Source organism: Novosphingobium resinovorum, from assembly GCF_027922145.1.
GTDB classification, from domain to species: domain Bacteria; phylum Pseudomonadota; class Alphaproteobacteria; order Sphingomonadales; family Sphingomonadaceae; genus Novosphingobium; species Novosphingobium resinovorum.
This window is the reverse complement of record NZ_BSFC01000030.1, coordinates 327,555-347,929: the sequence shown is the minus strand read 5'-3', so window position 1 is coordinate 347,929 and position 20,375 is coordinate 327,555. Positions and strand designations below refer to the sequence as shown.

The 20,375-nt window shown below is 65.2% G+C and carries 19 protein-coding genes; 6 read left to right on the top strand and 13 right to left on the bottom strand.

Features of this window, described 5'->3' with window-relative positions:
- Positions 1-84: 84 nt before the first annotated feature.
- The 10 genes from PKE80_RS19550 to PKE80_RS19505 all read right to left on the bottom strand — a co-directional run bounded on the left by PKE80_RS19550 (position 85) and on the right by PKE80_RS19505 (position 9,999).
- Positions 85-1,260 carry a TetR family transcriptional regulator gene (locus PKE80_RS19550; protein WP_271183946.1) on the bottom strand — a complete coding sequence of 392 codons (1,176 nt, stop codon included), beginning with the start codon at positions 1,258-1,260 and terminating at the stop codon, positions 85-87.
- 273 nt (positions 1,261-1,533) lie between these two features.
- Positions 1,534-3,867, bottom strand: a complete 2,334-nt coding sequence (locus PKE80_RS19545) for a membrane-bound PQQ-dependent dehydrogenase, glucose/quinate/shikimate family (RefSeq protein WP_271183945.1) — start codon at positions 3,865-3,867, stop codon at positions 1,534-1,536.
- A gap of 49 nt (positions 3,868-3,916) precedes the next feature.
- Positions 3,917-4,159, bottom strand: a complete 243-nt coding sequence (locus PKE80_RS19540; protein WP_271183944.1) for a biotin/lipoyl-containing protein — start codon at positions 4,157-4,159, stop codon at positions 3,917-3,919.
- A 9-nt stretch (positions 4,160-4,168) separates the two neighbouring features.
- Positions 4,169-5,161, bottom strand: coding sequence for an alpha-ketoacid dehydrogenase subunit beta (locus tag PKE80_RS19535; RefSeq protein WP_271183943.1), 993 nt, complete (start codon positions 5,159-5,161; stop codon positions 4,169-4,171).
- 15 nt (positions 5,162-5,176) lie between these two features.
- Positions 5,177-6,181 (bottom strand): thiamine pyrophosphate-dependent dehydrogenase E1 component subunit alpha, encoded by a 1,005-nt coding sequence (locus tag PKE80_RS19530; RefSeq protein ID WP_271183942.1) that lies wholly within the window; start codon positions 6,179-6,181, stop codon positions 5,177-5,179.
- A gap of 189 nt (positions 6,182-6,370) precedes the next feature.
- Positions 6,371-7,669, bottom strand: a complete 1,299-nt coding sequence (locus tag PKE80_RS19525; RefSeq protein WP_271183941.1) for a M24 family metallopeptidase — start codon at positions 7,667-7,669, stop codon at positions 6,371-6,373.
- Complete coding sequence (locus PKE80_RS19520) at positions 7,666-8,124, bottom strand: cupin domain-containing protein (RefSeq protein WP_271183940.1); 459 nt, start codon at positions 8,122-8,124, stop codon at positions 7,666-7,668. The genes PKE80_RS19525 and PKE80_RS19520 overlap by 4 nt, the downstream gene beginning before the upstream one ends.
- A gap of 23 nt (positions 8,125-8,147) precedes the next feature.
- Positions 8,148-8,909 (bottom strand): SDR family NAD(P)-dependent oxidoreductase, encoded by a 762-nt coding sequence (locus PKE80_RS19515; RefSeq protein WP_271183939.1) that lies wholly within the window; start codon positions 8,907-8,909, stop codon positions 8,148-8,150.
- Positions 8,906-9,685, bottom strand: a complete 780-nt coding sequence (locus PKE80_RS19510; protein WP_271183938.1) for an SDR family NAD(P)-dependent oxidoreductase — start codon at positions 9,683-9,685, stop codon at positions 8,906-8,908. Before PKE80_RS19510 ends, PKE80_RS19515 begins: the two co-directional genes overlap by 4 nt.
- Positions 9,682-9,999: a putative quinol monooxygenase gene (locus PKE80_RS19505; RefSeq protein ID WP_036526536.1), complete on the bottom strand. Its 318-nt coding sequence runs from the start codon at positions 9,997-9,999 to the stop codon at positions 9,682-9,684. The genes PKE80_RS19510 and PKE80_RS19505 overlap by 4 nt, the downstream gene beginning before the upstream one ends.
- A 20-nt stretch (positions 10,000-10,019) precedes the next feature.
- On the opposite strand from PKE80_RS19505, the gene PKE80_RS19500 reads away from it, so the two are divergent.
- Entirely contained in the window at positions 10,020-11,507 is a 1,488-nt protein-coding gene (locus tag PKE80_RS19500; protein ID WP_271183937.1) for a tetratricopeptide repeat protein, read from the top strand.
- A gap of 212 nt (positions 11,508-11,719) precedes the next feature.
- Here PKE80_RS19500 and PKE80_RS19495 read toward each other — a convergent pair whose 3' ends face one another.
- Complete coding sequence (locus PKE80_RS19495; protein ID WP_271183936.1) at positions 11,720-14,050, bottom strand: TonB-dependent receptor; 2,331 nt, start codon at positions 14,048-14,050, stop codon at positions 11,720-11,722.
- A gap of 281 nt (positions 14,051-14,331) precedes the next feature.
- On the opposite strand from PKE80_RS19495, the gene PKE80_RS19490 reads away from it, so the two are divergent.
- The gene (locus PKE80_RS19490) at positions 14,332-15,012 is read left to right on the top strand and encodes a TetR/AcrR family transcriptional regulator (protein WP_271183935.1); all 681 of its coding nucleotides are present in this window, start codon (positions 14,332-14,334) and stop codon (positions 15,010-15,012) included.
- A gap of 19 nt (positions 15,013-15,031) precedes the next feature.
- Positions 15,032-15,511: a nuclear transport factor 2 family protein gene (locus PKE80_RS19485; protein ID WP_271183934.1), complete on the top strand. Its 480-nt coding sequence runs from the start codon at positions 15,032-15,034 to the stop codon at positions 15,509-15,511.
- Between the two features lie 36 nt (positions 15,512-15,547).
- Here PKE80_RS19485 and PKE80_RS19480 read toward each other — a convergent pair whose 3' ends face one another.
- The gene (locus PKE80_RS19480; RefSeq protein WP_271183933.1) at positions 15,548-16,324 is read right to left on the bottom strand and encodes a ThuA domain-containing protein; all 777 of its coding nucleotides are present in this window, start codon (positions 16,322-16,324) and stop codon (positions 15,548-15,550) included.
- Positions 16,321-17,766, bottom strand: a complete 1,446-nt coding sequence (locus PKE80_RS19475; RefSeq protein WP_271183932.1) for an aromatic ring-hydroxylating oxygenase subunit alpha — start codon at positions 17,764-17,766, stop codon at positions 16,321-16,323. Before PKE80_RS19475 ends, PKE80_RS19480 begins: the two co-directional genes overlap by 4 nt.
- A gap of 145 nt (positions 17,767-17,911) precedes the next feature.
- On the opposite strand from PKE80_RS19475, the gene PKE80_RS19470 reads away from it, so the two are divergent.
- The 3 genes from PKE80_RS19470 (at position 17,912) to PKE80_RS19460 (ending at position 20,374) form a co-directional block, all read left to right on the top strand.
- Positions 17,912-18,691: an SDR family NAD(P)-dependent oxidoreductase gene (locus PKE80_RS19470; RefSeq protein ID WP_036526546.1), complete on the top strand. Its 780-nt coding sequence runs from the start codon at positions 17,912-17,914 to the stop codon at positions 18,689-18,691.
- On the top strand, positions 18,688-19,509 hold the full coding sequence (locus tag PKE80_RS19465) for an SDR family NAD(P)-dependent oxidoreductase (RefSeq protein ID WP_271183931.1): 822 nt from the start codon (positions 18,688-18,690) through the stop codon (positions 19,507-19,509). The genes PKE80_RS19470 and PKE80_RS19465 overlap by 4 nt, the downstream gene beginning before the upstream one ends.
- 85 nt (positions 19,510-19,594) lie before the next feature.
- Entirely contained in the window at positions 19,595-20,374 is a 780-nt protein-coding gene (locus PKE80_RS19460; RefSeq protein ID WP_271183930.1) for an SDR family NAD(P)-dependent oxidoreductase, read from the top strand.
- Position 20,375: the final 1 nt, after the last annotated feature.

Here is a 20,375-nt window from a genome sequence, read left to right as displayed (position 1 = left end):
TCTAGAGTTCGCCGATGACTCTTTTGAGACAATCGTATGGTATTTTTTTCGCTATTATATGCAATTTCAAAACTAATGTACGGCTCAAACTAAAGTGACTAACAGGTCGCGCATATCAGGCCATTCCGCCCGTTCCGCCAATACCCGCAGGCCATTGCCGATCGAGGCCATGACCATGGCCTGCACGCGCGCGCGGTCGGAATTCACCGCGATGCCTAGCCACTGCGCATAAAGCGCATGGACGTTTTCCGCGCGGCGGCGGCGCATATCGATGGCGAAAGGACGAAACGCCGGGTCGCCCAGAGCCGACAGTGCGCATTCGTGAGTCAGACGGATGATATCGCCATTGCCCAGGCGTGCGCCAGTGGCGTGGATCTGGCTGCGCAAGCGCCGGTATACCGCTTCCACGCCCGCGAAGAGGACATCGCGATGCGTCGGGAAGTGATGCGCCACGCTGGACGCCGCGATGCCGGTCGCCTGGGCGACGGTGCGGTGAGACAAAGCGCCCACTCCCTGCTCCACGATGATATCAGCGATTTTTTCGGCGATGACGCCCTTGGGGCCGAGCAGGACGGGCGACACTTCATCAAAGGCCGCTGCGGCCGGTATCGCCAGCCGCTCGACCAGTGCCATGTGCCATCGGGTCACCGCCGGATCAGCAGGTAAGGAGCCGCTGCGCAGCATGCCTCTCACGGTTGAATGCCGCAGCAGCCGATAATCCGGCTCATCCGCAAAGAGAATGGAAAAGACCTGTTCATCGAGACAGTAGCGGGTGATGAGGCGCGCCAGCCTCTGCCCTTGCGCCGAAGAGGCCAGCAGATCGCGCCACAGTCCCTCCCCCTCTTCGAACAACGTCGCAATAGCGGGTAGCGCGTACGGCTCACGTCCAGCCGTCAAGGCCAGTTCACACACGACGATCGCAGACGTACGCCGTGATCCAGCACCCTGGTCCAGCCATTCGCAGATGAGGTCCGGCAGGATACCGCTCGCCACCGGATCGTGATTGCCAATCCGATCCCGCCATTCCATGCGCGCTGCGGCAGCCAGTTCGATCTCACGATCCAGCACGGCGGCGATCAATGCCGCACGATCACCGATGCGATAGCTGATCGAACCGACCGAAGTAGCAGCGGCTTCTGCGACGCTGCGCAAGCTCATTCCTGCGATGCCCTTCGTAGCGATCACGCTACGTGCTGCGTCGACAACGCGCTGCGTTTCCAACTGTTTTGCAACTGACTTTGATATGTTTTCCGAGGCCATAGCACATGGCATATCGCCATTTACACTGTAGTCTACCGCCCTTTTCCAGCCGACACCCGGACGTTGTTTCGGGACAGCAAACGCGAAAATCGGGTCATATCTTCAATACAATAGCCGCGCCCCATCATGATGTTTTCGCGTTTAATTACATATCTGCACCGTCATGAACCTCATCAGCGAAGTGGCAAGGCACCACACATGATCCGCGATGGCGCCCCTTACCATGTCTCAAAGTTGCGTCGTAACCAGACAGCCAACCTACCTTCTAATGGACTATGGCAAAGTAAAGGCCACTACAGAATCACCTGATGTGGTCTGCATGTACGCGTGCCCGCCTGCCGCAATCACTACATACTGCTTTCCCGTTTTTCTTGACACATAAGTTATCGGGGTGGCTTGCCCGCCCGCTGGGAGACGCCCCTTCCAGATTTCCCTTCCCGTCGTCGTGTCGAATGCTCGTAGATAATTGTCCATCGCCGCGCCTATGAAGGTAACGCCACCTGCCGTATTAGCCGATCCACCTAGGTTGAATGCGCCGGGCAATGGTATGCCGAGTGGCGCCGTGTCCGCAGACGTGCCGAAAGTCCGACTCCAGGCGATCTTGCCAGTCGCGAGATCGACCGCCGCAAGCTTCCCCCATGGCGGAGCTGCGCAAGGGATGCCCAGAGGAGAAAACATCGGCAGCAAGCTGACACCATAATTGGTTCCATATTGCGGAAGGTAACCCGGTGCGTGGGAATCCTTTGCCATCGCCGGTCGATCCGTGTTGGCGCCATGACGGAACAAGCGCACTTCCTGCGGAATAGCCGCCGAGTTCACGATCATCAGATTGCGCTCAGGATCGATGCTGACGCCACCCCAGTTGAGGATACCGAACGTTCCGGGCCACTGCAGTATTCCGCGTTCCGACGGCGGTGTGAACATGCCTTTATAGTCAAGCGATCGAAAGCGAATCCGACACCACATCTGATCGAGCGGCGTAGCCCCCCACATGCCAGCTTCCGTCAGAGGCGCCGGAGCGAAAGATGCAAAACCTGTGGGATAAGGCTGCGTGGGTGAGTAACGTTCACCTGGCAGATTCCCACGCGGGACTGGGCGCTCCTCGACCGGTGTAAGCGGTTTGCCGGTAGCACGATCGAGAACGAAGATTTCACCGCGCTTGGTCGGAACGATCAGCGCTGCAACTTTACGACCCTTCAGCACGAAATTCACAGCGCTGGGCTGGGCCGGCAAATCGTAATCCCACAAGTCGTGATGTACCGATTGGAACGCCCAGCGCACCCGTCCGCTGGTCACGTCCAGCGCTACGATCGAGCTGGCGTACCGTTCCAGCATCGGCGAGCGATGGGTGCCGACGTGATCAGGCGTCGCGTTGCCCGTGGGCACGTACACAAGACCCAACGCAGGATCGGCGCTGAAGGCGGTCCAGGCATTGACTGAACCGCGCGTCCACTTTTCGCCGGACTTGAGCGGCGGGGCATCGTCCGGACGGCCACTGTCCCAAGCCCAGAGCAACTTGCCACTCTTCACATCGAACGCGCGCACGACGCCGGAGGGGTCATCCTTGGTGTAGTTGTCACGCACATAGGCGCCCAGGATCGCCGTGTTGCCGACGATGACTGGCGGTGACGAGGTGTAGGAGCGGAACGGGTCCACATCACCCAGTCCTTCATCAAGGTTCACGGTCCCACCCTTCCCGAAGTCCGGACAGGGCGCGCCGGTTGCCAGGTCGCTTGCAAGGAAACGACCATCCACAGTCATGCTGAGGATCCTCCTGGCGCAGATCCCCGTTGCGGCAGGGTCGGCATGATAGGACACGCCGCGGCAGTTGAGCATCTGCGCATTGCCGATTTGCGTATGCGGATCGCGTAGCCAGATCTGCCTACCGGTATCGGCGTCGAGAGCGAAGACTTTGCCGGTAGGCGAGCAGAACACGACCTTGTCGTCCACCATCAGCGGCGTCGCCATGAAGGAAATGGACTTGATCTCAGGCCGCTTGGCCTTGGTGTCACCGGTTTTGAAGGACCATGCCTGTTTGAGCTTCGCGGCATTGACCGGGGTGATCTGCGCGGCCGGTGAATGGCGGGTGCCTGACAGGTTCGCGCCATAGTCCGTCCACTCCGCGCTTCCTGGGCTCACCGGAGCGAGGGGGTCTACGCGACCGGGCGATACATCGAAGACAGGCACCGTCAGGAACGTCCCAAGCAGCGCCAGTGCCGCGACCAGCACGACCGCGCCGGGCCCCCAGCGCGTCCCGGCGTCGGAAGCGGAAGTCAGTCGGCGTCGCAGCCACGGCAGCACCAGAACGGCGCCGATCACCGTCGGCCCCGCAAGACGCGGCAGGAGCTGCCAGAACTGTACGCCGACCTCCCAGAAGGCCCAGATCACGGTGCCTAGCAGCATCGCCGCATAGAGCCAGAGTCCCCGCCCATCGCCCTTCCAGAGCAGTGCCCCGGACGCCGTGCAGGCCAGCCCGGCCAGCAGGTAATACGCCGATCCCCCCAGCGTCAGCAGCCTGACGCCACCGACGAGGAGCACCGCTCCAATCGCGATCAGCACTGCTCCCGCCAGCCAGCGCGGCCAACGGGCTTCCTTCCCGTCCTTCATTCTCGCGTCCTCTCCCGGAGGTCTGTTTCGGTATCGCGCGAAGCCGCCCTCAGCCCGTCTCGATCACCGCGATCGGGGCGCGCACGTCCACCGTCTCGCCCTCCCCGGCGACGATGCGCAGCAGCGTGCCGGAGACCGGCGCGGGCACTTCCACCGTGGTTTTCGCGGCTTCCACCTCGACGAGATTCTCGCCTTCCTCGACCGCGTCGCCCGGCTGCTTGAGCCAGCGGACGATCTCGCCGTCCTGCATCCCCATGCCGTATTGCGGCAGGACCATCGTGAATTCGGCCATGTTCGCTCCTCAGGCTGACTGGAACTCAACGGCACCTACGAGGCGCCTGGCGGCACTCACGATGCGCTCCACCGAGGGATAGAGCGGCTTTTCGATGAGCGGACTGAACGGCAGGTGCGTATCGGGAGTCGTGATCCGCACCACCGGCGCGCGCAGGGCCTCGAACGCCTCCTCGACGATGGTGGCGGCGATCTCACTGGCGGCGCTGCAGGTGCGGTTGGCCGGATCGACGCAGATCGCGCGGCCGGTCTTGCGCACCGAGCGCAGGATCAGATCGCGGTCGAGCGGGACCAGCGTGCGCGGGTCGATGACCTCCAGCGAGATGCCTTCGCCCGCCAGTTGCTTCGCGGCCTTGAGCGCGACGTTGACCCCGCCGGCGATAGCGACGACGGTGATGTCGGTGCCTTCGCGCTTGATGTCGCCCTTGCCGATGGGGATCAGGAAGTCGGGATCGTCAGGCACTTCTGCCTTGTTCATCCAGCAGGTGCCGTCCTCGAAACTCATCACCGGATCGTCGTCGCGGATCGCGGACTTGAGCAGGCCCTTCATATCGGCGGCATCGGAGGGACAGATGATCTTGAGGCCCGGCATGTTCATGAACATCGGGTAGGGCCGGTCGGAATGCTGCGCAGCATTGGAGTTGCCGTAGAACATGCAGGAGCGCAGCACGAGCGGCAGCTTCGCCTGTCCGCCGTAGATGTAGCGGGACTTGGCGATGATCGAGCAGATCTGGTCCATCGCCGGATAGAGGAACGAGGACAGCGTCGCATCGACGATGGGCCGCATCCCCACCATCGCCGCGCCGCCCGCCGCGCCGATGAAGCCGTTCTCGGAGATCGGCGTGTCGCGGATGCGCTCCTCGCCGAAGCGCTCGACGAAGCCGGTGGTGGTGCCGAAGACGTTGCAGCGAATGTCCTCGCCCATCATGAAGACACGGGGGTCGCGCTCCAGCTCTTCGGCCTGGGCCTGCTGGATGGCTTCGAGGAAAGTGATCTTGGCCATGATTGCGGTTCCTTCTCAGGCGTGCGCCAAAACGTCGTCGGGGATCGGCAAGCGATCGACGAAGACGTGGTCAAAGGCCTCCTCGAAGACCGGGTATGCGCTCTCGCGCGCGAAGTTCAGCGAATCCGTCACTTCCTCGGCGATTGCCGCGTCGATGGCGTCGAGATCGCCCTCGGCCACGCCATCGGCGAGCAGGCGCGCGCGGTAGAGCGTGATCGGATCGCGTGCGACCCAGTCGTCATGCTCCGGCCCGCGCGGGGTGAGGTCGCGGCCCATGTTCACCGCGTGGTCACGGTAGCGGTAGGTCTTGGTCTCGATCAGCGTCGGCCCCTTGCCGGCACGAGCACGGTCCACCGCCTCGCGCACGGCCTCCTCGACGGCGTCCACGTCCTGCCCGTCGACGATGACGCCGGGGATGCCGTAGCCATGCGCGCGGTCCGCGACATTGACGCCCGCCACGGCGGCGGAAGTCGGCGTGGACATGCCGAAGCGGTTGTTCTCGCACACGAAGATCGCGGGCAGCTTCCATACAGCGGCAAGGTTCATGCCTTCATGGATCGCCCCTTCGCTGGAGGCGCCGTCGCCGAAGAAGCACAGCGCAACGCGGTCCAGCCCCTGCAGCTTCGCGCCCAATGCTGCACCTGCCGCGACCGGGCCGCCGGAGCCGACGATGCTGGTTTCGCCCAGGCTGCCCATCGCGAAATCGGACAAGTGCATCGAGCCGCCCTTGCCCTTGCACACGCCCGTCGCCTTGCCGAGCAGTTCGGCCATGAGCGGGCGCAGCGTCGATCCCTTGGCGATCGGATGGCCGTGGCTGCGGTGCGTGCCGACCATGTAGTCGTCGTCGCGCAGCGCCATGCAGGCGCCGACGCCCGAAGCCTCCATCCCCGCATAGGTGTGCAGCGCGCCGGGGATCTCGCCTGCAGCATGGATGGATTCGGCCTTGGTCTCGAACTGGCGGATGCGCTGCATCCGGCGGTACTTCTCAAGCCTGCGGTCGTTGTCGCCGATGGCGGTCATCGCTCTCTCCTTTTCTTGGGGTTCGTCATTGCGAGCGGCGCGAAAGGATCCGGCACCGCACAAGCCGCCCTGGATTGCTTCGCTACGCTCGCAATGACGAGAGTGGGGTGTGTTCCTGCACTCGTCATTGCGAGCGACGCTGTCGCGCGGCAATCCAGCGTGGGGCCGCCCGGCGTGGCCCGTCGCACCTCATGCTGCGTTCGCAGGCTCGGGCGTCACCGCCTCGAACAGTTCGAGCGGGGCCGCGTACATCGGTTCGGGAGCGCCCGCGGTGATCGCGTAGACGTTCTCCATGTGGCACGGCCCCAGCTTCGCGCCGAAGTAGAGGCTGTCGAGCGAGATCAGCATCCCCTCCTCCATCACGAAGCCCTGCTTCACGCCCGCAAGGCCAGCTGCGGGGAAAGCCAGCGGGATTTCCAGCGGCATCAGGCCGATGCCGTGCGCCACGACCAGCAGCTTCTCGGGCGTGGCGATACCGTTGGCCTTGAGGTGCTCATAGCCGATCGCGGGCAGGCTGGCGGTGGAGACGCCGGGGCGCAGGTGGTCCACCATCTTCAGGAAAGCATCGCGCAGGACGTCATGCTGGTGGCGGTACTCGGCGCTGGCCTTGCCGACGACGGCGGTGCGGTTGATATCCACCCAGAAGCCGTCGTGGATGCCCTGCGTCTCCAGGATCACGATGTCGCCGCGCCGCAAGGCCCGGTTGCCGCGTGTGCGGAACAAGTCGGGGATGAACTCGTCCGCTTCGTAAGCGCCGCCGAACAGCATCGCGCCTTCGTCCACCGGGATCACTTCATTGCGCACCATGAAGTCGCAGATGCGCGCCTGTACGTCGTTCCAGTCGGCGCCTTCATGGAGCAGCGATCCGGCGTGGGCGATGATCCGGTCGGCCAGCTTGCCCAGCTTGCGGTAGCGCGCCAGTTCGCCGGGGGTCTTCACCACCCGCACGCGCATCATGAAGTCGAGCACGTCGGAATATGCATGCGGAACGGCGGCCGAAATGCGCGCGGAGACGCGGTGCTCGTCGAAGCCGATCGCCTTGCCCGCCATGCCGTGATCGACAAGGCCCGAAGCAATGGCGGCGGCGATGTCGGGCTGGCAACTGCCCCTGATCGCGCCCATCATCCCGGCGGCGTCCTCGGCCAGCTGGCCGCCGTTGCGGTCGGGGTCGATGTAGCGGCTGACCTCGCAGAAGTTGAGCATGTCGAACGTCCGCACCTCGCCGAAGGTGCAGGCATCGCCGTCCTTGTTGAGCACCGCGACGAGGCCGAGGTTCGCCTCCGGGATCACCAGTGTCAGCGGCTTGGCGGGGTCGGCGTATACGATGGCGGCGGCCATCGGCTCCATCTGCTGCCAGCGTTCGAGGATCGAGTGATAGCCCACCGCATAGCGCACGTCATGCGGATGGCTGAGCACGACCGCGTCCAGCCCCTCCGCCGCCATCATCGCGCGCAGTCGGTCGGCGCGGGGGTTTGAGGGTGCGGTCATGCCGCTTCCTCCAGCCCCTCGTTGGCGACGTTGGAGACGACCTCGCCCTTGGCCACGTCGCGCAGGAATTCGTGGTTGAGGATGAAGCGGATCTCGCCCGCCTCGTCGAGGAAGGCGACGGCGCCGTGGCCCATGAAGAGATATTCGGTCACTTCGTCGCAGCGCGCCTCGTTGTGGCGCGAGCCGATCGGTTCGTAGCCGTAAGTCCCCGCAGGCGCTGAGCCGACGTCGTAGATCAGCTCGCCCTTGGTGACGAAGTACTGCCCGTGCCCAAGGTGCCAGTGCGGGGCGAAGGTCGCGCCGGGCTCCATGTGGACCCACAGGACCCAGTCGCCGGTCTCCTCGCTGTAGCGCAGCAGCCGGATCGTGGTGCCGGTGCCGAGCGCGACTTCGTGGCAGTCGTTGATGTTGACGATGAGGTCGCCGAGTTTTCCGGCATCATGCTGAACGGTCATGGTTCTTGTCCTCTCGTTGGGAATTACATCGTTGCGGTAAGGCCTTCGTCGGCGGGGATGACCGCGCCGTGCAGCGCGCTCGACTTGTCATCGAGCAGGAAGCAGACGAGCTGGGCGATCTGCTCGGGGTCCATGAAGAACTGGCGGCGCGGGCTGGGATGGCCGTCCATCAGCGCGGCGATGGCCTGCTCGCCTTCGGGGGTGCGCAAGTTCGCGGTCAGCGGCGTCGCCACCGCGCCGGGGCACACGCAGTTGATGCGGATGCGTTTCGGGCCCAGCTCCGCCGCCAGCGTACGCGCCAGCATGGCGACCCCGGCTTTGGAAGCGCTGTAGGCGCTGTCGCCCGCGCGGCCCGCCGTGCCGCTGACCGAGCCGATGAACACGATCGCGCCGCCGCCCGCCTCGATCATCGCGGGCAGCACCGCCTGGGTGACGTAGAAGCTGCCCTTGAGATTGACGTCGATGTGCCGATCGAACAGCGCGAGCGGGCTTTCCGGCACCGGGTTGGGCGCCCAGATCGCCGCGTTGTTGACCAGCAGCGTGACCGGGCCGAGCGCCGCCTCAATGCCCTGCACAGCCGCCGCGACGGCAGCGGCATCGGCGATGTCCACGTGCGCCGCATGGGCGAGCGTGCCGCTTGCCACCGCCTTGTCGAGATCGGCCTGCGGCACTTCGGACAGCACCGCGACCTTTGCGCCCGCCTCGGTCAGCAGCTTGGCGACGGCCGCGCCGATACCGCTGGTGCCGCCCGTCACGACGGCGACTTTTCCGCTGAGCCCGCTCATTGCGCGGTGAACCCGCCGTCGACGATCAGTTCCGAGCCGTGCATGTACCCGGCCTCGTCCGAGGCGAGGAAGCGCACGGTCTTCGCGACGTCGATGGGATCGGCCATGCGCCCGATCGGGTGCGCGGGCGCGAGCCCGGCCGCGGCTTCCTCGACGCTGGCGGCGAAACCGTTGTCGACGATGCGCTGGAGGATGTGGTCGACCATGCCGGTCTTGACGCCGCTGGGGTGCACCGAGTTGACCCGCACCTTGTAGCCCAGCGCGGAGAACTCCATCGCGCAGGCCTTCACGAACAGCGTCACCGCGCCCTTGGACGTGCAGTACCCGACGTGCAGCGGCGAGCCGATCTTGCCCGCGACCGAGGAAATCACCACCACCGAGGCGCCGTGCGGCAGGCTCTCGCCCGAGCGCCGGAGGAGCTGCGCGGCCACCTTGGTGCCGAGGAACGGGCCGTCGACGTTGACCGCCATCTGTTTGCGCCACTGCTCGATGGTGGTGTTCTCCATCTTCTCGACGACGACAATGCCCGCGACATGGACCAGCACGTCGAGCCGCCCGTACTGCGCCTCCACCGCGCCGATCGCCGACTGCCAGGATACCTCGTCGGTCACGTCGAGGGACAGGTAGGAATCGCCCTGCCAGCCGCCTGCCTCGGCCGGGAGGTCGGCGCCGATCACCGTCGCGCCTGCTTCCGCCAGCTGGCGGGAGATTTCACTGCCGATGCCGCCGGTGCAGCCGGTGACGAGGGCGATGCGTCCTTCAAGCGAACCGGTCATGCGTGAACTCCTGCCTTGGCGGCTTCACCCAGAAGGTCGAAGACGCGGATGTCGGGGTCGCCGTCGAGGCAGGCGTAGCCCTCCGCCGACATGGCGACGTGGTAGGGGCGGTTCGCATGCGCTTCCTTGGCGGCGATGTCGGTGAAGATCTCGGTGAAGCCGAAGGCGTTCGGGTCCTCGCGCGATTGCATGACCTGGAACAGCAGGGTATCGGCCTCGTTGGCGCGCACGTCCTTCTGCAGCTGCGTGGTCAGTTCGATGAAGCGCTGCGTCTTGTCCGGCTTCGTGCGGACATGCATGATGACACCAATCATATCGGAGAGGACCTTTCGTCATGTGGGGGGAAATGCTGGCCGAAGCGGCGCGCGTCGCGCAGGGGCCGGACCCGGTGGCGGCCCGGCCGTTGGTGGACCGCCTGCTGTCCGCGAAGCCGGGGGATGCCGACGCGCTGACTTTGGCAGGGATCGTCGCCCAGCGTACCGGGCGCATGGAAGATGCCGTGCGCGCCTTCGGCGATGCCTGCGCCGCCGATCCGCGCGATGCCGGGCGGCGGCAGAACCTGGGCGTCGCGCTCAAGAACGCGGGCGCTTACGAAGAGGCGCTGCAGGCCTTCGCCGCCGCGCTGGAACTGCGCCCCGGACATGCCGCGACGCTGGCCAACCTCGGCTCCTGCCTGATCGCGGCGGAGCGGTATGAAGAGGCGCTGGAGGTGCTGACGCAGGCCGGAGACAGCGCCGATGCGCTCAACAATACCGGCGTCGCACTGGCCCGGCTGGGACGACATGGCGAAGCGGTTACGCGTTACCGGCGCTCGCTGGAACTGCGGCCCGGGCACCTCGACACGGCGCTGAACCTTGTCGATGCGCTTGCCGCCTGTGGAGAGCGGGACGAGGCGGAAAGCCTCGTCGGGCAAATCCTGCGCGTGCAGCCCGGCAACCCTCGCGCGGCGAACCAGCTTGGGCTCATGCGTGAGCAGGCGGGCGATTACACAGGTGCGGTGGAGGTGCTGCGCCGCGCTTTCGATACGGCGCAACCCAACCATGCGCTCGGCATCAATCTGGTGCGGGCGATGATCCGCGCCGGGCAGGAGCGCGATGCGCTGGGCGTCTGCGGTAAACTCGTCGCCACGCAGCCAAGCGTCACCACGCCGGTCGCGCTGGCGCTCGCCGCCTTCGAGAAGCTGGGCTGGACCGGCGATCGCGAACGGATCATGGCGCTCGACCGCTTCGTCACCGTGCATGACATCGACGCCGCGCCGGGCTTCGACGACCTCGCGACGTTCAACGCCGCGCTGGTGGAGGAACTGCGTGCTCACCCGTCGCTGACGTTCGAGCCGGAGGGCCTCGTGACCCGCCAGGGACGCCAAAGCGCCGACCTCGCCGATGCGCGGAGCCCGGCGATCGGCGCCCTTGCACGGATCGCCCGCGATCATCTCGCCAGTGCCCATGCACGCCTTGCCGAGGAACCCGCCGACCACCCCCTGCTCCACGCGTTGCCCGAGGAGTGGAGCCTCACCTTGTGGGGCACGATCCTGCGCCCCGGCGGGGAAGTCGGCCCGCATATCCATGCACCCAACTGGCTCTCGGGCGTCTATTATCCCGAGTTCGAGGGTGAGGACGGCGCTTTCGCCATCGGCCTGCTGCCGGAGGAACTGGGCGGCGGCGGCACGCCCGTCACCTACCCGCCGCGCGCGGGCCGGATGATCCTGTTCCCCTCGTACATGTGGCACGCCACCCTGCCCTTCGGCGGCGACAAGGAACGCATCAGCTTCGCCTTCGACCTCGTCCCCAAGGGCATCGGCCGCGCGCACAAGCTGCCCTGAAGCCCTACCTTCGTCATTGCGAGCGGAGCGACGCGATCCAACGGCTCGCAAACCGCCCTGGATTGCTTCGCTCCGCTCGCAATGACGGTATGGGGGGGCGTCATCACGAAGCGAGAGAAGCCTAACCTTCCCCTGCGGCGCACGAAACCGCAGGGGAAGGCCGGCTCGGCGCAGGCCCGCACCTGCCCGTGAGGAGAGCGCCGCCACCATCGTCAGAACTTCACAGAGCCTTCGACGCCGAAGCTCCTCGGCGGGGCGTAGTTGGTGAAGTTGAACAGCCCCGCGACCGAGTTGGCCGAGACGCGGTAGACTTTGTCCAGCAGGTTGCGACCGAACACCGCGACGCGGAAGCGCTCGTCGGGATCGGTCCAGCCGATGCTCGCCCCCACCAGTGTGCGCGCCTGACCTTGCGAATAGTCGGCGTTGAGCGTCGTGGATTCGTACTGTGCCTGATAGTTGACGTCGGCGTTGAGCGAGACGACGCCCCAGTCGGTCGGCGGGAACTCGTAATGCACGTTCCCGCTGGCCGTCCACTTGGGCGCATTGCGCAGCTTGAGGTAAGAGGCATCGTCGTTGATGCCGTCACCGTTCACGTCGGTGCTGAACTCGTCGTACTCCGCCTTCTGCCAGCCGACCGAAGCGCCCATCGTCAGGCCCACCACCGGTGCGGCGGAGATTTCGAGTTCGATGCCCTTTACGTGGGCCTTGCCCGCATTGGTCGTCCGCGTCTCCTGCCCCGGCAGTCCGGTGATCGGATCGATGAAGGGGACCACTGCGTCGCGCTGCAGATCGTTGTACTTCACATAGAACGCCGCGATGTTGACGCGCAGCTTGCGATCGGCCGTCTCGGTCTTGAAGCCCAGTTCGAAGCTGTCGGCGGTCTCCTCACGGAACGGCAGTGCCGACGTAGCGGACATCGCCTGCTCGTTGTAGCCGCCCGACTTGTAGCCCTGGCTGTAGGTGAAGTAGTTGTTGATGCCCGGGGCGATCTCCCAGCGATAGCCTGCGCGCATCGTCGGCTTGGAGAACTTCGCGCTGTCGCTGTACTCGGGCCAGAACCCCGTCGCGATGGTCGAGCGGCGAACCTGCGGACGCACCGCGAAGTCCTTGCTCTCCTTGGTGTAGCGTGCACCGACGAAGACCGAGAACGGGTCGGCGACCTTGTACTCCGCCTCGCCGAACACCGCGTAGCTGTCGACCTTGTAGTTCGCGGTGGACTGGTTCGGGTCGGTCAGCGCAGTGGGGTCGCCCAGGAAACGCAGGAAGCCGAGGAAGCTGGTGGCATTGGCGTCCAGCTTCTGCCCCCAGTACATGCCGCCCACGGTGAACTTCAGGACGTCCGAGAAGTCGGAGCTGAACCGTGCTTCGAGGCTGTACTGCTTGCGCACGTCCTCACGCGTGGAGACGAACAGGTAGGCGTTCTCGCCCGTATAGTCGGAAGGCAGTTTGGACTGCACCCGCCGCCAACCGCCGACGACGGTGATCGTGCCGACGTCATCGACCGAATGCTCGCCGCGCAAGTAGACGCCGTCCACATCGACGCGGTGACCATCGAGCGTGCCCACGCAAGTCGGCGCGGTGGCCGAACCTTCGCACAGCGTGGTGCCGGTCTTGTAGGGGCTCTGCCCGGTGGTCTGGATGCCGGGAAACCCGACTACGTCGATCAGGAAACCCGGAGGCGTCTCGTTGACCGAGGGCGGACTGTCGCCGCGATCGCGCAGCAGTTCGTAGGTGAGCAGGATGTTGGTGTCGTCGGTCGGCTCCCACAAGAGCTTGGCGCGGGCGCTGAAGTAGCGCGATCCGCCCCAGCGCTGGCCGCGTCCCGGCACGCCCTCGAAGCCGTCGACGTCATTGTTCTTGGTCAGGCGGTAGTAGCCGTCGCTCTCCTGGAACGATCCCGCCGCGCGGAAATAGAGGTTCTCGGCCAGCGGGATATTGATCGCGGCCTTGACGTCCTTGGTGTTGAAGCTGGAATAGCCGAGCCGCACTTCGCCGCTGAAGCCGGGCTCCGGCTTCTTGGTGATGACGTTGACGACGCCGCCCACGGTGTTCTTGCCGAACAGCGTGCCCTGCGGGCCGCGTAGAACTTCGATGCGCTCCACGTCGAACAGGTCGAACAACTGGGTCTGGACGTGGGCGAGGACGAAGTCGTCCACCACCACGCCGACGGCGGGCTCGAAGGTCAGGATGATGTCGCCGGTGGACTGGCCGCGAATACCGATCGAGGCGGCGTTGAAGCCCGGCACGTTGGTGATGACGACGTTGGGCACGTCGCCCGCCAGCGCGCGGATGTCGGTGGCGAACTTGTTCTGGATCGCCGTCTCGGTGAAGGCGGAGACTGCCACCGGCGTATCCTGCAGCGATTCCGAGATGCGCCGCGCGGTGACGACGATGTCCTCCAGTCCGCCCTGCTGCGGCGGCGGGTCGGCCTGCGGCGGCGCGGAAGCCGGTGTGCTCTGGGCCATCGCGGTAGTGCTGACACTCGCCAGAAGCCCCGTGGCAAAAGTCGTGAAGACGCAATTCAGGTGTCGTTTGCCGATCATGTTCTTCCCCTCCGAACCGACTGCCTTCGTCTGGTCATGGGCAGTTCGAATCACGTGCCGACTTTTTCGCCGGACAGGCATAAATGAGTACATATGATCATTTTTGTGAAGACATAAAAAACATTCATGTATGATTTGTTTTACCGCAGTGCAGCGGTGATGGAGCGGAGGGGATTGTCTTGGACAGCGGCGAAGTTCACGTTTCTCGCGGTAATGAAAAGAGAACCGCCACGCCGGGGGGCATTGCTGCGATGCAAGACGTGATCGCGAAAAAAGCGCCCGTGATTCGCCGCCGCTATACCAGCCCGGCCATGACGGAGCGGCGCGCGCGCATCGTCGACACCGCACACCGCATCCTGGGCGAAGGCGGGGTCGCGGCGCTGACGATCCGGCGGCTGTCAGAGGACGCCGGGGTGGCCCAGCGCACGCTCTACCGCTTGTTCGGCGACAAGGACGGCGTCATCAGCGCCACCGTCGTCGATCGCATGGTCGAGGTGCGCGAACACATCGCCCGGCGCGGTGCGACTTACACGCTGGAGGTGGTGTTCCGCGAACTCGACTGGATGGTCAGCGAGCTTGAGCGCGACAGTCTCTACGCCCGGGTGGTGATCGACTTCGTCTTCGCGCCCGAACCGCGCGAACTGGAAGTGCGGGAACTGACCTCGGTGGCGCACACGCGCTTCTCGGGGTGGCTGGACCTGCAGCGCGCCAAAGGCCACGTGCGCGATGATCTCGACCTCGCCTCGCTGGTCGATACCCACGTCATGCACGAATTCGTGGTCTACCGCCGCTGGTCGCTGGGCCAGTGCGCGGGTGACCAGTGCCGCGCCGAGCTGCACGCCTGCTTCCTGCAGAGCGCGGCGCTGCTGCTGACCGGCGACATTCGCGAGACCTACATGCGCAAGCTGGCAGCGATCCAGAAGAAGATCGCCCGCCTCAAGCGCGCCTCGACCAAAGAATAATCACAAGCGGGAGAAGATGATGACTCTTGAAGACCTGATCGCACGCGAGGGAATCCGCCAGCTTCGCGTGGATTACTCGACCGCCTTCGACTCGATGGACGAGGCTGCGGTGCGCCGCAATTTCGCCGACGACATCCTATGCGAGTTTCCGGAGCCCTACGAAGGCATCGACGCGGTGCTCGGCCTCTATCGCCAGCACTGGAAGCACCTGCGCGCGCCGCTGGAGACGCTGCATTACGTCGCCAATCACGCCATCGAGCTGACTGGACCTGACACCGCGCGCGGGCATTGCCTGTTGCTGGACCTCGTCACGCGCCAGCATACGGGCTCGGCCATCGTCACGCCGGGCGGGGAGGCGAACCCGCTGCTGCTGATCGGCCGCTACGACGACCACTACGTCCGGCAGCACGGCCGCTGGAAGTTCGCCCGGATCGCTCTGACTATCCTGTGGCCGACGCGGTCGGATGAAACCGGAGCGCTTCCGTTCAAGGTCGATTGAGCGGGACGGCGCCGGGGCAGACCCCGGCGCCGCGTCTCACTTCCCGCCCTGCTTGAGCCAGGCGATGCCCCGGCGCAGCAATTCGTAGAACACCGGGAGATCCCACGCGCAGCGGTCCACCGTCGGCCACCAGTCGAGCATCGGCTGGAGATCGTAGTGTCCCCGGCAATGGCCCAGCGTGTTGTAGAGCACAGCGCCCTTGCCGTGATCCTTGAGGTACATCACCGGCTGCTTGCCGAGTGCATCGGCCGCTTCGACGAAGCCGGTACCCTCCACCGTGCAATCGGTTTCCAGCAGGACGTGCAGGTGGCCGTGCGTTTCCATGTGGTAGAGTTCGTCGGTTGTCTCGAACGGCTCGATCCCCTCCACCAGCGGATGGCCGGGATCGGCCACGGTCACCGTGTAAGGGGCGATCGGCGGGTGCGAGATGAACTGCGAACCCAGCATGTCCATGAACAGCGGCGCCCAGCGCGGGGCGTCCCAAAGGCCCTTGTCCGGCCCTTCGGAAAGCAGGCGCAGCACCGAGTTGGTGCCGTGCAGCGCATGCCAGCGCCCGCCCGCCTTCAGCCAGTCGCGCAGCACCTCCTGCGCCGCCAGCGAGGGCGTGACGTCGCAGGTATAGGTGATGAGGATGTCCGCCTGCCGCAGCGCGTCGAGGTTCTCGTAATCCTCAAACACGCGGGTGCGCACGCTGGGGTCTTCGGCGAGGAGCTTCAGAAGCTCCAGCCGCGCGAAGTCCATGTCGTGCCACACGCCGCCGCAGATGAGGGCGCAGTTTATGCGCGGCGGATGCGCGCCTTCAGCCTCACTCATGCCTTCGGAGCCCCGCCGAGGTCGCCCCCAAGGTCGCCGACGATGTACTTCATCATCGTGTCCTGGAACTGGCGGATGCGGATTTCCTGATAGTTGCCGAGGTTCACCTTGCCGTTCTTCGAGGCATGGAGGCCGTCCTGCACGTAAGGCAGGTTATCCATGTCCTGCTCGAACACGTCGCCCAGAATGCCGAGTTCCGGCGCCTCGGTCCACTTCTGGTCGAGCCGCAGCATCTTCAGCGGCGCGCCGCGCGGGATCGGCTGGCCCTTGGGAATGCGCGCGAGGATGCGGACTTCCATGATGCAGGTGTCGGGCGTCTTGCCGGGCAGCCAGTTGTAGACGATGTTCGGCATGTACCCGCCCCAAGGCGCGAAGTTCGGGAACACGTTGTAGACGAGTCCGTCGAGCAGCTCGGCGTCGGTCGCGTCGGCATGGTCGTAGCCGGTGCTCTCGGTATAGGCCGCGCGCATGGCGGCGCCCAGCGCGGCGCGAGCGGTCATGCCCTCGGGCACCTTGATCGCCATCGGGTTGGTGTGGGCCTCACCCTCGTAGTTGTCACCCGAACGACCGTTGTACTTGATGAACTCGTCGACGATCCACTGCTCGCCCTGCCCTTCCGCGATGTGCGGGCTCATCACGCCGAAGGGCACGAGGTTGACGTTCACGTTGTCGCCCCAGGTCCAGTAGGCGGCGTTGGAATCGCCGGTGAACGGCAGCAGCTGCGGGTGCGTGACGATGGTGTGCCAGGCTTCCATGAAAGCCTCCATCACCACCTTCCAGTTGGCCGGCACTTCCTTGGCCACGCGCATGACGCTGGCACATTCCTCATGCCGCCAGCGCTTGAAGTGCTCGGGCAGCGGGGCGAGAAATTCCTCGAGGCTCGGGCCGCCCGATTCCTCACGGATGAAGACGTAGCCCGACCAGCGGCCGACTTCGGCGGCGGGCAGGTCGAGATCCTTTTCGGCGAGGTGCGGGAAGTCCCACTGGCAGGGCATCGAATCGAAGCTGCCGTCCTTCTTCCAAGCAAAGCCATGGAACGGGCAAACGAACTTGTCGGCCGCGCCTTCCTCGGTGCGCAGCTTGCGGCCACGGTGGAGGCAGACGTTGTGCATCGCCCGGATCGAGCCGTCGTCCTGACGGCTGACGAGGTACGAACGGCCCGCGTTCTCATAGACGATGAAGTCGCCCGGATCGGGCAGGTCTTCCTCGCGCGCGACGAACTGCCACACGTAGGGCCACATCCGCTCGCGTTCGAGCTTGGCGAATGCCTCGCTGGTGTAACGCTCGGCGGGAATCGCCTCCGAACCGCGGTACGTATAGCTCTCGTCAGTCAGAATCGCAGGCGGAGTGCGCGAATCCTGCGCCATCAGTTCCGCCCAGCTTATGCCTTCGCTGCGGTCTTCACCCAGCTTTCCGGCGATTTCCGGATCTCGATCGGCCATGGTCGTTCAATCTCCCAAGAACGCATTTCCCTGTTTGTCGCCATTTCTGCACCCCGCTGCACCACAAGTCACCTTGCTCAAAATCATAGGTTGTGGAGCGGCGCGGATGGGCCATGTTGGCCGGGATAGTAATCGGGAGAATGCCGTGAAGCGGCTTGAAGGCAAGGTGGCGCTGGTCACCGGAGGAACCTCCGGCATCGGCGCCGGCACTGTCGAGCGTCTGTGCGCCGACGGGGCTAAAGTCATTTTCACCGGCTCCAACCAAGCGGCGGCGGATGCGCTGTGCGCCGCGACCGGGGCCGAGTTCGTGAAGCACAACGTCACCGACGCGGCGGCGTGGGACGGCCTGATCGCACAGATCCTCGAAAAGCACGGGCGGCTCGACATCGCCTTCGCCAATGCCGGGACCGAAAGCGGCGACGGCAGCATCGAGAGCATCTCGATCGAAGGCTGGAACAACGTCATGGGGGTCAACCTCACCGGCGTCATGCTCACCGTGCAGCACGCGATGCGGGCCATGGCGAAGAACCCGGAAGGGCCGGTCGGCTCGATCATCGTCAACTCCTCGATGAACGCGCACCGGGCGATGGGCAACTTCGTGGCCTATTCGGTGTCGAAGGCCGCCGTGATCGCGCTGGTCAAGGCGTCGGCGGTGCATTCGGGCAACCAGAAGTACGGCATCCGCGTCAACGCCGTGCTGCCGGGCGTCGTCGAGACCGCCCTGATCGTGAACCTGATCGAGAAATCGGGCGACCCCGTCGCCACCCGCGCCGCCTACGAGGGCCTGTCTCCGATGGGCCGCATGGCCGCCGTGGAGGAAGTCGCCGGGATGGTCGCTTGGCTTGCAAGCGATGAGGCAAGGTTCTGTTCGGGAAGCGAATTCACCATGGACGGCGCGTCCACCGCAGGGATGAACGGCGTATGAGCGAGGAACTGGGTTCGCAGCGGCTGAAGGGCCGCGTAGCGCTGGTTTCCGGCGGGCTTCGCGGCATCGGCCTCGCCTGTGTCGAGCGGTTCCTGGCCGAAGGCGCGGAAGTGGTCCTGACCGACCTCGAGGCGCCGGACACCGAGTATGCCAGCGCCACGCTCGCCCGTCTGGGGCAGGCCGCCAGCTACGTCAGCGCCAATGTCGCCAGCGAGGACGACTGGGCCAAAGTGCTCGCCGCCGTGACCGAAAGGCACGGAAAACTGCACATTCTGGTCAACAATGCGGGCATCGACCTGACCGGCCCGGTGGCCGAGACCTCGCTTGAGGGCTGGCGCCGGATCATGAGCATCAACGTCGATGGCGTGTTCCTCGGCGTGCGGACGTTCGTGCCGCTGATGGCCGCGAGCGGGGCGGATTTCCGGGGCGGCGCCTCGATCATCAACGTCAGTTCGATCATGGGCCTCGTCGGCATGAGCGAGGTTTCGGGCTACAACGCCAGCAAGGGCGCGGTGCGGCTGTTCACCAAGTCGATCGCGCTGGAATTCGCCGAAAAGAAGATGCCGATCCGCGCCAATTCGCTGCATCCCGGCTTCGTTCTGACCCCGCTCCTCAAGGAAGGGTTCCAGCGCTGGGTGGACAAGGGCGTCGCCAGCAAGGCGCAGGATCTGGTCGATCTGATGTCCAGCAAGACCCCGATTGGGCGACTGGCGGACCCTGCGGAACTGGCCAGCGCGGTCTATTTCCTCGCGTCCTCAGACAGTTCGTACATGACCGGCGGCGAGCTTGTCATCGATGGCGGCTGGACCGCGCAATAGCGGCACAAAGCGGCACTCAACGGCACCTAGCGATACCATAACCCCACCACAGCGGCACACAGAGGCCCTTGGGAGAGACAAGACCATGACCATCGCCCTTCCCGACGTGATCGCCGTCGTCACCGGCGCCGCCGGCGGCATCGGCCGCGAGATCGTCAAGGCCATGAAGGCCGCCGGCGCCACCGTGATCGCCACCGACCTCAAGGAAAGCGCAGACATCGAAGGCGCCGACCACTACCTCAGGCACGACGTCACCAGCGAGGCCGACTGGCGCGCGGTGGAGGCGCTGGTGCGCGAAAAATACGGCCGCCTCGATGCACTGGTGAACAACGCGGGCTTCTCGATCGTGACCAAGTTCGAGGACACCCCGCTCTCCGAGTTCCACAAGGTCAACGCCATCAACGTCGACTCGGCGATCATCGGCACGCAGGTCATGCTGGGCCTGCTGCAGGAAGGCGGTAAGGCGCGGGCCTCGGGCGCCTCGGTCATCAACTTCTCGAGCGTCGGCGGCCTGCGCGGCGCGGCGTTCAATGCCGCCTATTGCGTCAGCAAGGCCGCGATCAAGATGCTTTCGAAGTGCCTGGGCGCAGAGTTCGCCGCGCTCAAGTACAACATCCGCGTCAACTCGGTGCACCCCGGCGGGATCGACACGCCGATGCTGGGCTCGATCATGGACCGCTATATCGAGCTTGGCGCTGCGCCTTCGCGCGAAGCCTCGATCGCGGCGATGAACGTCGCGCACCCGATCGGCCGCCTCGGCAAACCGGAGGAAATGGCGGGCGGCGTGGTGTTCCTCGCCTCCAGCGCGTCCAGCTTCATGACCTGCGACGAACTGGTGATGGACGGCGGGTTCAGCCAGGTCTGAA